General features: G+C 71.4%; 12 protein-coding genes. 2 read left to right on the forward strand and 10 right to left on the reverse strand.

Annotated features, from left to right (window positions below):
• Nucleotides 1–336 precede the first annotated feature (336 nt).
• On the forward strand, nt 337–1,674 hold the full coding sequence (locus AB0N68_RS00005) for a CoA transferase (RefSeq protein WP_280570174.1): 1,338 nt from the start codon (nt 337–339) through the stop codon (nt 1,672–1,674).
• 9 nt (nt 1,675–1,683) lie between these two features.
• Here AB0N68_RS00005 and AB0N68_RS00010 read toward each other — a convergent pair whose 3' ends face one another.
• The 4 genes from AB0N68_RS00010 to AB0N68_RS00025 are packed head-to-tail and all read right to left on the reverse strand — an operon-like array spanning nt 1,684 to nt 5,292.
• Nucleotides 1,684–2,496 (reverse strand): DUF4184 family protein, encoded by an 813-nt coding sequence (locus tag AB0N68_RS00010; protein ID WP_268776879.1) that lies wholly within the window; start codon nt 2,494–2,496, stop codon nt 1,684–1,686.
• Between the two features lie 12 nt (nt 2,497–2,508).
• Nucleotides 2,509–3,810 carry a tyrosine--tRNA ligase gene (gene tyrS, locus AB0N68_RS00015; RefSeq protein WP_268776878.1) on the reverse strand — a complete coding sequence of 434 codons (1,302 nt, stop codon included), beginning with the start codon at nt 3,808–3,810 and terminating at the stop codon, nt 2,509–2,511.
• Nucleotides 3,811–3,862: 52 nt separating this feature from the next.
• Entirely contained in the window at nt 3,863–4,651 is a 789-nt protein-coding gene (locus AB0N68_RS00020) for a hypothetical protein (RefSeq protein WP_280570166.1), read from the reverse strand.
• Complete coding sequence (locus tag AB0N68_RS00025; protein WP_187661862.1) at nt 4,648–5,292, reverse strand: SatD family protein; 645 nt, start codon at nt 5,290–5,292, stop codon at nt 4,648–4,650. Before AB0N68_RS00025 ends, AB0N68_RS00020 begins: the two co-directional genes overlap by 4 nt.
• A 59-nt stretch (nt 5,293–5,351) precedes the next feature.
• Between AB0N68_RS00025 and AB0N68_RS00030 the strand changes: the two genes are divergently transcribed.
• The gene (locus AB0N68_RS00030) at nt 5,352–5,936 is read left to right on the forward strand and encodes a DUF1349 domain-containing protein (RefSeq protein ID WP_268776876.1); all 585 of its coding nucleotides are present in this window, start codon (nt 5,352–5,354) and stop codon (nt 5,934–5,936) included.
• Between the two features lie 22 nt (nt 5,937–5,958).
• Here AB0N68_RS00030 and argH read toward each other — a convergent pair whose 3' ends face one another.
• Genes argH through argC form a run of 6 tightly spaced genes read right to left on the reverse strand, consistent with a single transcriptional unit; the run spans nt 5,959 to nt 12,679 of the window.
• Nucleotides 5,959–7,386 (reverse strand): argininosuccinate lyase, encoded by a 1,428-nt coding sequence (argH, locus tag AB0N68_RS00035; RefSeq protein WP_268776875.1) that lies wholly within the window; start codon nt 7,384–7,386, stop codon nt 5,959–5,961.
• The gene (gene argF, locus AB0N68_RS00040) at nt 7,386–8,315 is read right to left on the reverse strand and encodes an ornithine carbamoyltransferase (RefSeq protein ID WP_187661865.1); all 930 of its coding nucleotides are present in this window, start codon (nt 8,313–8,315) and stop codon (nt 7,386–7,388) included. Before argF ends, argH begins: the two co-directional genes overlap by 1 nt.
• The gene (locus AB0N68_RS00045; RefSeq protein WP_187661866.1) at nt 8,312–9,517 is read right to left on the reverse strand and encodes an acetylornithine transaminase; all 1,206 of its coding nucleotides are present in this window, start codon (nt 9,515–9,517) and stop codon (nt 8,312–8,314) included. Before AB0N68_RS00045 ends, argF begins: the two co-directional genes overlap by 4 nt.
• Nucleotides 9,514–10,431 (reverse strand): acetylglutamate kinase, encoded by a 918-nt coding sequence (gene argB / locus AB0N68_RS00050; RefSeq protein WP_268776873.1) that lies wholly within the window; start codon nt 10,429–10,431, stop codon nt 9,514–9,516. The genes AB0N68_RS00045 and argB overlap by 4 nt, the downstream gene beginning before the upstream one ends.
• On the reverse strand, nt 10,428–11,585 hold the full coding sequence (argJ, locus tag AB0N68_RS00055) for a bifunctional glutamate N-acetyltransferase/amino-acid acetyltransferase ArgJ (RefSeq protein ID WP_292795891.1): 1,158 nt from the start codon (nt 11,583–11,585) through the stop codon (nt 10,428–10,430). The genes argB and argJ overlap by 4 nt, the downstream gene beginning before the upstream one ends.
• Entirely contained in the window at nt 11,582–12,679 is a 1,098-nt protein-coding gene (gene argC, locus AB0N68_RS00060) for an N-acetyl-gamma-glutamyl-phosphate reductase (protein WP_292795888.1), read from the reverse strand. The genes argJ and argC overlap by 4 nt, the downstream gene beginning before the upstream one ends.
• Between the last annotated feature and the right edge of the window lie 234 nt (nt 12,680–12,913).

The following is a 12,913-nucleotide window of genomic DNA, read 5'->3' on the forward strand; positions in this document are numbered from 1 at the left end:
GCCATCCCGACCCGCTTGTCAAATCGGCGCGCCGTGCGGATCTCGGATCCGCTGCGCAGCCGGTGACAGCCGCAGAAGGGGTGGATCTCCCATCCTAGACGCAAGCGTCTGATCTCTCAAGTGAGAGAGGATCGGGAGTGGTTCTCCGCTTGAGGGGGGTGAAGCTCTGGGCTTCTCCGCTTCCCTGTGGGGCGAACAAGTAATAAGTTACGTGGATTCCGGGGGTCTGGCAAATCGGGCGCACTCCCCCGGGCGTGTCGCAGGCCCTCATGCGCCTGATTCCCCCGGATCAGCCAGGGTTTCCGGCCACTTCGCGGCCGGGAGTAGCATCTCGCCATGGTCTCCGGTCGTCCCACCTCCGCCGCTGAGCTGCTCGCCCGCGTCGTGATCGAGGCGGGCGGGGACGCGTCGCAGGCCCCGACGGACTCGGGCCTCCGTGCCCTCGGGGGCGTCCCGCTCTCGTCGCGCACGGCGACCGGCGATCTCGCTCTCGTCAGCGTCGCAGCAGTGGCCCTCGCCGCGGGTATCGATCTCACGCGCGTCGACCCCGTCCGCGTCGCCGTCGCCTACCGGAGCGACAGGTATCTGGAGGTGGGCGGCACTCCCCCTCCCGTGTGGGCGCCCCTCTCCGGGTTCTGGGCGAGCGCGGATGGATGGGTCCGGACACACGGCAACTACCCGCACCACGCGCGCGCGCTTCGCACCGCGCTGGACCTGGACGACAGGGCAGGAGCGGAGGCCGTGGCCCGCACGCTGGAGACGCTGCACACCGCGGAGGCCGTCCGCCGGATCTCCGAAGCCGGAGGTCTCGCCGTGGCCGTCCGCCCTGAGGACCGCGCGGCCGATGAGGCTCTGCGGCGGACGCCCGTCGTGGACGTCGCGATCACGGAGGCGATCGGCCGACGACGGGGGAAGGACCGACGTCTCCCGTCGCCCGGTGCGGCGGGGCAGGCTCCCCTCGCCGGCGTCCGCGTCCTCGACCTCACGCGGGTGATCGCCGGTCCGGTGTGCACCCGGACCCTCGCGCTCCTCGGCGCGGACGTGCTCCGCATCGACCCGCCGCACCTCCCCGAGCTTCCGTGGCAGCATCTCGACACCGGTCACGGCAAGCGCACCGCGCTGCTCGATGCCCGAGGCGCTGCGCTGCACGACCTCCTGGAGACCGCGGATGCCGTCGTGCTCGGCTATCGTCCTGCGGCCCTGGAGCGCCTGGGCCTCTCCCCCGACGCGCTCGCCGCACGGTATCCGGGCCTGCTCGTCGCCCAGCTCAGCGCCTGGGGCACGTCTCACCCCGAGCGCGCCGGCTTCGACAGCCTGGTCCAGGCGGAGAGCGGCATCGCACTGATCGAGGGCGACGGCGGTCGGCCGGGCGCTCTTCCGGCTCAGGCATTGGACCACAGCGCCGGCTACCTCCTCGCCGCCGCCCTCACGCAACTGCTCCGCCACCGCGACGGGCACTCGCGAGTCGTGCGGACCTCCTTGCGTCGGATCGCCGCCGATTTGCTCGGGATGCCGCGGACGCCCCGCGCGTCGGCGCTCCCCGAGGTGGACGCATCCGGTCACCTGGCCCGCTTCGACGTCGACGGGGAAACGATCGTGACGGCCGCCCCGGCACTCCCCGGCCTGGCGTTCGATGCCCCGCACGGGTGGGGCACGGACGCGCCGCACTGGTGAGGCGCGGGATCAGACCGCAGCGCGCGGCCGCCGCACCGCCAGGACGACGCAGAGGACCAGGGTCAGCACGCCCCACACCGCGCAGGCGGGCGGCAGCACCCGATATGCGAGATGCTGCACCGTGAACTCGGCGGACAGCGGTCCGAACGCGAGCAGACCGCCGACCCACGCGATCACGAGGATCACCGGCAGCGAGAGCCACCACGCGACCCGCATGAACGTCGGAAGGACTCGGCGCGCGTCCGCTCGAGGCGTCGCGCGGCGCAGCCGCAGTGCAGCCCAGATCGCCAGGCCCAGCAGGCCGAGGGCACTCGAGCCGTACTGGAGCCACTTGTAGCCGTCGAAGGGACCCCAGGAGTCCGCGAGCGCGGGCAGCAGATCCACGCCCCACCGCGAGTCGTGCGTGAACGCATCCCAGAGGATATGCGAGAGCACGCCCAGCATCGTCGAGAACACGAGCAGGAACGGATACAGCGGTCGCCAGCCCGCGTACCGCGGGCGGTCATCGCGACTCAGCGCCTCGATCGCCGCCCGGTATCCGGTCACCCCCCAGCCGGCGGGTAGTCGCACGGACACCCATCCCGGCAGCAGTTCCAGGGTCGCCGGGCGCAGCAGGACGCGCCAGAGGAGGAACAGCCCGAGAGCGAGCAGCGTCGTCCACACGAGGTTGACCGGATCGTGCAGGAAGCCGTAGTTGAGGCCGACGTTGCGCAGGAACAGCGAGATGTCCGGCGTCATCGCTCCGATCGCGATCGCCGCGGGGACGAGCGGCGTGCGCACGAACGGCAGCGCGACGATCGCGTGGCTCGGAGTGAACGGCATACGAGGCCGGGGTCAGCCCAGGAAGACGCCGGCGAGGGTCTTCTTCCCGCGACGCAGCACCGAGACACCGCCGGGCAGGGTGCCCTGCACGGTCGCGGAGTCGTCCTCCACCCGCTCCCCATCGAGGGAGACGCCGCCCTGCGCGATGGCGCGGCGCGCCTCCGACAGGCTCGACACGAGACCGGTGGCGACGAGGGCGTCGACGACCGGAGTTCCGGCTGCGACCGTCGCATGCGGAAGCTCGTCGAGCGCCGTGCGCAAGGTCGCCGGGTCGAGAGTCGTCAGGTCGCCCTGCCCGAACAGCGCCTCGGACGCCGCGATCACGGCCGCCGTCGCCTCGACGCCGTGCACCGTCGCGACGACCTCGAGCGCGAGGCGCTTCTGGGCGGCACGGCGGAACGGCTCGGTCGCCACGAGCTCCGCGTACTCCTCGATCTCGGCCCTGGTCAGGAACGTGAACACCTTGAGGCGCTCGATCACGTCGGCATCCGCCGTGCTGAGCCAGAACTGGTAGAACGCGTACGGGCTCGTGAGCTCCGCGTCGATCCAGATCGCGTTGCCCTCGCTCTTGCCGAACTTGGTGCCGTCGCTGTTGGTGATCAGCGGGGTGCCGATCGCGTGGACGGACGTCCCTTCGACCCGGTGGATGAGGTCGGTGCCGCTGGTGAGGTTGCCCCACTGATCGGAGCCGCCCGTCTGCAGCACGCAGTCGTACTGCCGGTAGAGCTCGAGGAAGTCGAGCCCCTGGAGGATCTGGTAGCTGAACTCGGTGTAGCTGATCCCGGCGTCGGAGTTCAGGCGTGCGGCCACCGCGTCCTTCTTCAGCATGGTGCCGACGCGGTAGTGCTTGCCGATCTCGCGGAGGAAATCGATCGCGGAGAGCGGCGCCGTCCAGTCGAGGTTGTTCACCATGCGGGCGGCGTTGTCCCCTTCGAAGCTGAGGTAGCGCTCGACCTGTCCGCGCAGACGGTCGACCCATTCCGCCACCGTCTCGCGGGTGTTGAGCGTGCGCTCCGCGGTGGGCCGGGGGTCGCCGATCAGACCGGTGGACCCACCGACGAGACCGAGCGGCTTGTGCCCGGCGAGCTGGAGGCGGCGGAGCAGGAGCAGCTGGACGAGGTGCCCGAGGTGCAGGCTGGGCGCCGTCGGGTCGAAGCCGCAGTAATACGTGACGGGATCTCCCGCGAGCAGGGCGCGTAGCGCCTCCTGGTCGGTGGACACGTGGACGAGGCCACGCCACACGATCTCGTCCCACACGTTCTCGAACGTGGGGTCGATCGCCTGCGGCGCGGTCGTCAGAGCGGGAGTTGACACGCGCTCCAGGCTAGCAGCGGACGACCGCCCCGCTGCGTCGCGCGGAGGGGTGTCAGCTGTGCGCGGCCCACCACACGAGGAACGCGGCGCCGAGGCCGATGACCCAGCTCACGAGGCTGCCGACGAGGAAGTACTCCGCGCGGGCCCCGGTCTCCCCGTCGCGGGAGATCTCCGGGAAGCGGACGATGCCCTTGGCGGCGAGCATGGCCGCGAGCACGGGGTACGCCACGGCCAGGGTGAGGATCATCACGAGGACGCGTTCGAGCGGGCCGATGAGCCGCCCGCCCTTGAAGCCGTGGCGCGGATCGGCGGGGATCACGGCGGACACCGCAGGGGCATCGGCCGCAGGCTGGTCGGTCGGTGCGGATGCGATGACCGGAGGCACCGGCTCCGCCACCTCCGCGGGGCGCCAGGTGTGCTCGCCGTCCAGAGCCGCGCGGACGACGAGGTTGGCGGATTCGAGCAGGAAGACACCGGCGCCGAGAGCGAGCACGGCCAGATCGAACGGCACCTCGCCGAACTGCGAGCGGAGCGTCCAGAGCTCGCCGATGAGACCGGCGGCATTCCTCGATCCGCCCCAGACCACGGCGCCGATGCTGAGGGCCGCCAGCGCGACGGCCGGCCAGAACCCGGCACGGGACGGCCCCTCGTCCGGCATGCTCCAGGCCCACAGCGCTCCGGCACCGAGTCCGAGGAGGGCCGGCAGCAGCGCGTCTCCGCCGATGCCGAGGAGGAGGACCACAGCCGCGGCCACGACGTAGCCGACCCACCGCCGAGGCACGAACTGGCGGACGAGGTCGGTCGCGCCGATGGCCAGGAGGACGAAGCCCGCGAGGATCATGCGGTCTCCCCCCGGAGCGCGGCCACACCCTCGATGACAGCGGCGGCTCCCGCGCTCCGCAGCGATTTGGACACGCTCGGCTGGGAGATGCCCTCCTGGGCGGCGAGCTCCTGCTGGGACCGGCCGACCAGGCGCCCGTACGTGAGGTGGCGCTCGCGCGTGCTCATCGCCCCGACGAGCTCGTCGCGCGCGAGGACATACGCGTTGGACGCGGCGATCACGGTCTCCATGACCTCATCCTGGCCCGGGGCTCCGACAATCCAGGTGCGCGTGCGCGGCACGGCGCGCTGTTCGCGGGCGTGCACGGTCTCGATCGCGGCGCGCGCCGCATACCACCCAGGGCCGTCGGCCAGCTCACCGTGCACAGACGCCACCGGTCGGACCTCGCCGATGCCGACGCCGAAGCGGAACGCGAGGCCCTCAGGGAGCCGGAGCTGGACCATGAGGAGGGAGAGGAGCGCGTCGGGAAGCTCGCGGTAGACGCCCTGCTGCTCGTCCCCTACCGTGGGCGTGAGCGGCTGGACCGCCAGCGGACGGTCGCGTTCGACCTGCGCGATGGTCTCGTCGAGTGCACGCTGTGCGGCGCTCCGGTCCCCGAGCTCTCGGGAACCCACGATGTCGGCGATCACGGCGATGACCATGGGATAACCGTAACACGAATATCCGAGGTTTATGCCTCATATGGCTATAGATAGGAAATATGCCTGATTCACGCATCATCGACTGGACCGATGGCACCTGGACCCACGCCCCCGCGCTGACGCGCATCGACGGGCATCTCGACGCCACCGCGATCGAGGGCAGCGATGCCTGGCGTCACACCGCGTACGGCTTCGTGCACGACTCCGAGCATGCACTGCTCGCCCCGCTGGAGGTCGGTGAAGCGATCGAGGTCGCCTTCCGCGCGCCGTGGGAGGGGCAGTTCGACCAGGCGGGCCTCTTCGTCCGCGCCGATGACGAGCACTGGATCAAGGCGGGAGTCGAGTTCGCCGACGGCCACCTCGGCCTGGGCGCCGTCGTGACCGCCGGCCGCTCGGACTGGTCGGTCGGCTACGTCGACGACTGGCGCGAGAGCGAGATCACCGTCCGGGTCAGCCGCTGGGAAGACGCGATGATCGTGCGGGCCCGCGCGGACGACGGACCGTGGCGACTCGTCAGGGTGGCTCCCTTCGCCGGTGACACGGCCGTCTCCGCAGGACCGTTCCTCGCAGCACCCACCCGGGCGGGCCTGACCGTCCGGTTCACCCGGTGGGAGCGCTCGGCCGCCGACGGCGACCTGCACTGAGGCGCGGTCGCCGCCGGAACGACTACAGGCCGAGCGCGTGCGCGGCGGCCTGCGCGCGGGCGACGAGATCCGCGCGCTGCTCGGCCACCCGCTCGGGCGCGGTGCCGCCGACGCCCGTGCGCGACGCGACGGATCCCTCGATCGTGAGCACCTCGCGCACCGCGGGGACGAGGTGGGGCGACACCGACCGCAGCAGCTCGTCGGAGGCGTCCTCCAGCCCGATCCCCTGTTCCTCGCAGGCGCGCACGAGTGCTCCGGAGATCTCGTGGGCATCGCGGAACGGCACCCGCCGCTTCACCAGCCACTCGGCGACGTCGGTCGCCAGCGAGAACCCCTGGGGGGCGAGCTCGGCCATGCGCTCCGTGTGGAAGCGCAGCGTCGCGACCATCCCCGCGAACGCCGGCAGCACGACCTCGAGCGTCTGCACGGAGTCGAAGACCGGCTCCTTGTCCTCCTGCAGATCGCGGTTGTAGGCGAGCGGCAGGCCCTTGAGCGTCGCCAGCAGGCCGGACAGGTTGCCGATGAGACGCCCGGACTTGCCGCGCGCGAGCTCGGCGATGTCCGGGTTCTTCTTCTGCGGCATGATGCTGGATCCGGTGGAGTAGCCGTCGTCGAGGGTGACGAAGCCGAACTCGCGGGTGTTCCAGAGGATGATCTCCTCGGAGAGTCGGGAGAGGTCGACGCCCGTCATCGCCGCGATGAACGCGAACTCCGCGACGACGTCCCGCGCGGCGGTCCCGTCGAGGGAGTTCTCCGCCGGCCGGTCGAGACCGAGCTCCGTCGCCACGAGAGCGGGGTCGAGGCCCAGCGTCGATCCCGCCAGCGCTCCCCCGCCGTACGGCGAGACACCGGCACGCCGGCGCCAGTCGACGAGACGTTCGAGCTCGCGCACCAGCGGCCACGCGTGAGCCTGGAGGTGATGGGCGAGCAGCACCGGCTGCGCGTGCTGAAGGTGCGTGCGTCCGGGCAGGATCGCGTCGGGGTGTGCCTCGGCCTGCGCCACGAGCGCATCGATCACGCGCAGCAGGTCACGGGCGATCACCCGGGCGTGATCGATCAGGTACATCCGCACGAGAGTGGCGATCTGGTCGTTCCGGCTGCGTCCGGCGCGGAGGCGTCCGCCCAGCTCCGGACCGAGCTCGGCGATCAGCGCCTGCTCGAGCGCACCGTGCACGTCCTCGTCGGTGGGCAGCGGCTGCAGGGTGCCGTCGGCGACCTTGCGCGCCACGGCGTCGAGGCCTTCGTGCATGCGGGCGGCCTCATCCGGTTCGAGGTACCCCGCCGCGGCCAGCGCCGTGGCATGCGCGTGGGAACCCGCGATGTCGTACGGCGCGAGGATCCAGTCGAAGTGCGTCGAACGGCTCAGCTCGACGAGCTCCGGCGACGGACCGGTGGCGAACCGCGCGCCCCAGAGCGCGCCCTCGTTGGTGCCTTCGTGCGAGCCGGCCATCACGCGTCCTTCTTCCCGAGGAGCCAGACCAGCAGGGCCTTCTGGGCGTGCAGACGGTTCTCCGCCTCGTCCCAGACCACGCTCTGCGGACCGTCGATGACGGCGGAGTCGACCTCGTAGCCGCGGTCGGCGGGGAGGCAGTGGATGAAGATCGCGTCGTCGTGCGCGAGCTCCATCGTCTCCGGCGTGACCTTGTAGCCGCCGAGGTCGCGGATCCGCGCGAGCTTCTCCTCCTCCTTACCCATCGACACCCAGGTGTCGGTGACGACGACGTCAGCGCCCGCGGCCGCCTCGACCGGATCGGTGAAGAGCGTGATCGATCCGCCGGTCTCCCCGGCGCGGCGGTCGGCCGCCTCGATCACGTCGGCGCGCGGCGCGTAGTCCTCCGGCGACGCGATGCGCACGTGCATGCCCGCCGTGACGCCGGCGAGCGCGTAGGAGTGCGCCATGTTGCTCTGGCCGTCGCCGAAGAACGTCAGCGTGAGGCCCTTCAGATCGCCCTTGTGCTCGCGGATCGTCAGCAGGTCGGCGAGGAGCTGGCACGGGTGGAAGTCGTCGGACAGCGCGTTGACCACGGGGACCCGCGTGCCGGCGGCCATCTCTTCCAAGCCCGATTGCGCGTACGTGCGCCACACGATCGCGGCGACCTGGCGCTCGAGGACGCGCGCCGTGTCGGACGGCGTCTCCTTCCCGCCGAGCTGGCTGCTCGCGGTGGAGATGATGAGCGGGGTGCCGCCGAGGTCGGCGATGCCCACGGCGAACGAGACGCGCGTCCGGGTGGACGACTTGTCGAAGATCACGGCGACGGTCTGCGGGCCGGCGAGGCTCTTGTCCGCCCAGCGGTCCTTCTTGAGCTCGAGGGCGAGATCGAGGATCTCCGCCTGCTCGGCGGGCGTCAGATCGTCGTCGCGCAGCAGGTGGCGGGTCATGCGGGGACCTTTCCGGTGGCGGAGGAGTGGACGTCGGAGAGAGCGGCGGTGAACAGCTCGCGGAACTCCGCCAGCTCCGCGTCGCCGATGGTGAGTGCCGGCGCGACGCGCACGGTCTCGGGGTTGGCGGCGTTGACGATGAGACCGCGGTCCTGGGCGGCGGCGACCACCGCACCCGCCACGGGCTGGGTGAGCGCGACGCCGACGAGGAGTCCGCGGCCGCGGACGCCCTCGATCAGCGGGGAGTCGATGCCCAGGATGATCTCCCGCAGCTCGGCTCCGCGGCGCGCGGCGTTGTCGACGAGGTCGGCGCGCTCGATCTCGGCCAGCACCGCGTCCGCCACGGCCGTCGCGAGCGGGTTCCCGCCGAAGGTGGAGCCGTGCGAGCCGGGCGTGAACAGGGCACTCGCGGCGCCGTAGGTGACGAGGGCGCCGATCGGGAACCCGCCGCCGATGCCCTTCGCGAGCGTGATGGCGTCGGGCGTGATGCCCTCGTGGCTGAACCCGAACCAGGCGCCGGTCCGTCCTGCCCCTGTCTGGATCTCGTCGACGATGAGCAGGGCTCCGTGTGCGAGGGTCAGCGAGCGCGCGGCGGCGAGGTAGCCCTCGGGGAGCTCGACGACGCCGGCCTCACCCTGGATCGGCTCCACGATGACGGCGGCGACCCGGTCATCCATCGCGGCCTCCAGCGCATCGATCGTGGCCGGGATGTGCTCGACCCCTCCGGGCATCGGAGCGAACGGCGCGCGCATGGACTCCTTGGCCGTGAGCGCGAGCGAGCCCATCGTGCGGCCGTGGAAGCCGTTCTCCAGCGCCAGGATGCGGGGACGCTCCGCGCCGCCGTGCAGACGGGCGAGCTTGAACGCGGCCTCGTTGGCCTCGGCACCCGAGTTCGAGAAGAAGACCCGACCGTCGATCCCCGCGCCGGCGAGGCGCTTGAGCCGGGCCGCGAGCGCGAGCTGCGGTGGGGTCGCGAAGTAGTTGGAGACGTGCGCGAGGGTGGCGGCCTGCCGCGACACCGCATCGACGAACACCGGGTGCGCGTGCCCGAGCGAGGTCACCGCGATGCCGGCGAGGAAGTCGAGGTAGCGTCGGTCTTCGGCGTCCCACAGGTACGAGCCCTCACCGCGGGTCAGCAGCGCGAGGCGCTCCCCCGCGTTGAGCACGAGATCACGTGCCGCGTCGTCCTGCCAGACGGTCATGCCGTCGCCCCTTTCTCTCCCAGGACCACTTCGGTCCCGATTCCCTTGCTGGTGAACAGTTCGACGAGCACCGAGTGCGGGACCCGTCCGTCGATGATCGCGGCCGCGTCGACGCCACCCTCGACCGCATCGAGGCATGCGCGCATTTTCGGGATCATGCCCGATTCCAGGCGCGGCAGCATCTCCACGAGAGCGCCCGACGTCAGATGCGACACGAGCGAGTCCCGGTTGGGCCAGTCGGCGTACAGCCCCGGCACGTCGGTGAGGATGACGAGCTTGCGCGCACCGAGGGCCACGGCGAGCGCAGCAGCCGCGGCATCCGCGTTGACGTTGAGCGACTGCCCCGGGTGGTCGAGGTCGGGCGCGATGCTCGACACGACCGGGATCCGCCCTGCGGCGAGATGATCGAGCACCGGCGTCGGGTCGACCTGGACCACGTCGCCCACGCGGCCGAGGTCCACCTCCTCGCCGTCGATCATGACACCGCGGCGGCGGCCGCCGAAGAGCCCGGCGTCCTCACCGCTGAGGCCGGTGGCGATGGGGCCGTGCGAGTTGATCTTCGACACGAGCTGCGGGTTCACCTGGCCCGTGAGCACCATCCGCACGACGCCGATGGCCTCGGTGTTGGTGACGCGATATCCGCCCTTGAACTCGCTGGGGATCTCCAGGCGCTGGAGCATGTCGGAGATCTGCGGCCCACCGCCGTGCACGACCACCGGCTGCACGCCGACGTAGCGGAGGTACGCGATGTCCTGAGCGAAGGCTTCTTGCAGCTCGTCCGAGACCATCGCGTTGCCGCCGTACTTGACGACGACGATCTGGTCGCGGAACTTCCTCAGCCACGGCAGCGACTCGATGAGGGTGGTCGCCTTCTGGGCCGCGATGTCCGGCGTGGTGTCCTGGATGTCGGTCATGAGGCGTAGGCGCTGTTCTCGTGCACGTAGTCGTGGGTGAGGTCGTTCGTGAGGACCGTGGCGGTGGCCTCCCCGACCTTGAGGTCGATCATCAGGTGCGTCGCTCGCGGCGTCAGGTCGACCTCCTCGCGCGGGCGGTCCGGGCCACCGGCGGTGCACACGCGGACGCCGTTCATCCACACGTCGACGTCGTACGGGTCGAACTGCGCGGCCGTGGTGCCGATCGCCGCGAGCACGCGTCCCCAGTTCGGGTCGTTGCCGAAGATGGCGGCCTTGAACAGGCTGTTGCGGGCCACCGAGCGGCCGACCTCGACGGCATCCTGCTCGGAGACGGCGTGCTGCACCTCGATCGTGATGTCGTGGCTCGCGCCCTCCGCGTCGCCCTGCAGCTTGACCGCGAGCTCCTGGCAGAGCGTGGTGAGCGCCTCGGCGAAGTCGTCGAGATCGGGGGCGACCTCGGAGGCGCCGTTGGCGAGCAGCGTCACCTGGTCGTTGGTCGACATGCAGCCGTCCGAGTCGAGGCGGTCGAACGTGCGTCCCGTCGCCCGACGCAGCGCCTCGTCGGCCTGGAGCGGTTCGAGCACGGCGTCGGTGGTGAGCACCACGAGCATCGTCGCCAGACCCGGGGCGAGCATGCCCGCGCCCTTCGCCATGCCGCCGATCGTCCAGCCGTCGCGGGTCACCACAGCGGTCTTCGCAACCGTGTCCGTGGTCATGATGGCGTGCGCGGCGCTCTCCCCGCCGTCCGAGCTCAGCTCGGTGATCGCCTGCGCGGTGCCTGCGAGGACCTTCTCGCGGAAGACCTCGTCGCCCGTCCCGATGAGCCCCGTGGAGCAGACGAGCACGTCGCCCGCGCTGATGCCGAGCATCTCGGCCGCCTTCTCCGCGGTCTGGTGGGTCGTCTGGAACCCGAAGCTGCCGGTGAAGCAGTTCGCCCCGCCGGAGTTGAGGACGACGGCCTCGACCACGCGGTCCGCGACGGCCTGCTGGGACCAGATGATGGGGTTGGCCTTGGCGCGGTTGCTCGTGAAGACGGCGGCCCCGACCTTCCGGGGGCCGCGGTTGACGACGACGGCGACATCGGGCTTGCCGGTGGACTTGAGTCCGGCGGCGACTCCGGCCGCCTCGAATCCTGCGGGGGCGGTGACGCTCACGGGGCGACTCCGTTCACTGAGAGGGCGCGGGTCTCGGGAAGCCCCAGCGCGATGTTCATGGACTGGACGGCAGCTCCGGCGGTGCCCTTGACGAGGTTGTCGACGGCGGTGACCACCGTCACGCGGTTCGCGGCGCGGTCGATCGCGAGACCGAGGAGGGCCGTGTTCGCCCCGAGCACGTCGGCGGTGCGCGGGAAGCTGCCCTCCGGGAGCAGCTGCACGAAGGTCTCGTCGCCGTAGGCGCTCTCCCACGCCTGGCGGATCTCGGCGTCGCTCACGCCGTCGACGATCGGCGCCGTGGAGGTGGCGAGGATGCCGCGCGACATCGGCACGAGGACCGGGGTGAAGGAGATCCGGATGTCCTGGGTCCCTGAGCCTGTCGAAGGGCCTGAGCCTGTCGAGGGGCCTGAGCCTGTCGAAGGGCGGGCGGCGGCGAGCGCCTGTCGGATCTCCGGGATGTGGCGGTGCGTGCCGCCCACCGCATACGGGTTCGCGGAGCCGAGGATCTCGGAGGCGAGGAGGTTCGTCTTCAGGCTCTTGCCCGCCCCGGACGGGCCGACGGCCAGGACGGAGACGATGTCGCCCGGGTCGATCACGCCGGCCGCGACACCGGGGGCGAGGCTGAGGCTCACCGTGGAGGCGTTGCAGCCGGGTGCGGCGATCCGGGTCGCGCCGCGGAGCGCCTCGCGCTGCTTGCCCCCTCCGACGACGAGCTCGGGCACGCCGTACGTCCAGGGCTCGTGGAACGCCCCGCCGTAGAAGGCGTCCCACTCCGTCGAGGAGGTGAGCCGGTGGTCGGCCCCCGCGTCGATCACGAGCGGGGTGTCGCCGAGGGCGTCCGTGTACTGTCCGGACTGGCCGTGCGGGAGGGCGAGGAACACGATGTCGTGTCCGGCGAGGATCTCCGGCGTGGTGTCCTGCAGCGTGAGGTGGGCGAGCGAGCGGAGGTGCGGCTGATGGGCGACGAGGGGCTGTCCGGCGTTCGAGTGCGCCGTGACGGTGCGGATCTCGACGTCGGGGTGTGCGGCCAGGAGGCGCAGGATCTCGCCGCCTGCGTAGCCGGAGGCGCCGGAGACGGCGACGGAATACGTCATGCTTCTACCTTAACGGTCGGGTCCTCGACGATCTCGGGACCGGGGGCGGGGCCGGAGGCGGCGACACCGGCACTCGACCGCCGCGCGGACGCAGGCAGAAGGGCGGGGTCGCCTAGAATCGGCGGCCGCGACGTCGGCGCACGGCGATGACGCTCGGGACGAGCGTCGAAGGAGCGGTGGCGACCGAAGGCATGCGGCGACGATAGCGCGGGCGCGTCCGGCACCGCAAATCCC

The sequence above is a fragment of the Microbacterium meiriae genome, assembly GCF_040685015.1.
Classification (GTDB): Bacteria; Actinomycetota; Actinomycetes; order Actinomycetales; family Microbacteriaceae; genus Microbacterium; species Microbacterium meiriae.

Coding starts and splice junctions, on each gene's coding strand:
- AB0N68_RS00045 (WP_187661866.1), bottom strand. CDS start 9,517: ATGACCGTCTGGCAGGACGACGCGGCACGTGATCTCGTGCTCAACGCG.
- AB0N68_RS00020 (WP_280570166.1), bottom strand. CDS start 4,651: ATGATCCTCGCGGGCTTCGTCCTCCTGGCCATCGGCGCGACCGACCTC.
- AB0N68_RS00025 (WP_187661862.1), bottom strand. CDS start 5,292: ATGGTCATCGCCGTGATCGCCGACATCGTGGGTTCCCGAGAGCTCGGG.
- AB0N68_RS00010 (WP_268776879.1), bottom strand. CDS start 2,496: ATGCCGTTCACTCCGAGCCACGCGATCGTCGCGCTGCCGTTCGTGCGC.
- argB (WP_268776873.1), bottom strand. CDS start 10,431: ATGACCGACATCCAGGACACCACGCCGGACATCGCGGCCCAGAAGGCG.
- argC (WP_292795888.1), bottom strand. CDS start 12,679: ATGACGTATTCCGTCGCCGTCTCCGGCGCCTCCGGCTACGCAGGCGGC.
- AB0N68_RS00005 (WP_280570174.1), top strand. CDS start 337: ATGGTCTCCGGTCGTCCCACCTCCGCCGCTGAGCTGCTCGCCCGCGTC.
- argH (WP_268776875.1), bottom strand. CDS start 7,386: ATGGCCGGCTCGCACGAAGGCACCAACGAGGGCGCGCTCTGGGGCGCG.
- argF (WP_187661865.1), bottom strand. CDS start 8,315: ATGACCCGCCACCTGCTGCGCGACGACGATCTGACGCCCGCCGAGCAG.
- AB0N68_RS00030 (WP_268776876.1), top strand. CDS start 5,352: ATGCCTGATTCACGCATCATCGACTGGACCGATGGCACCTGGACCCAC.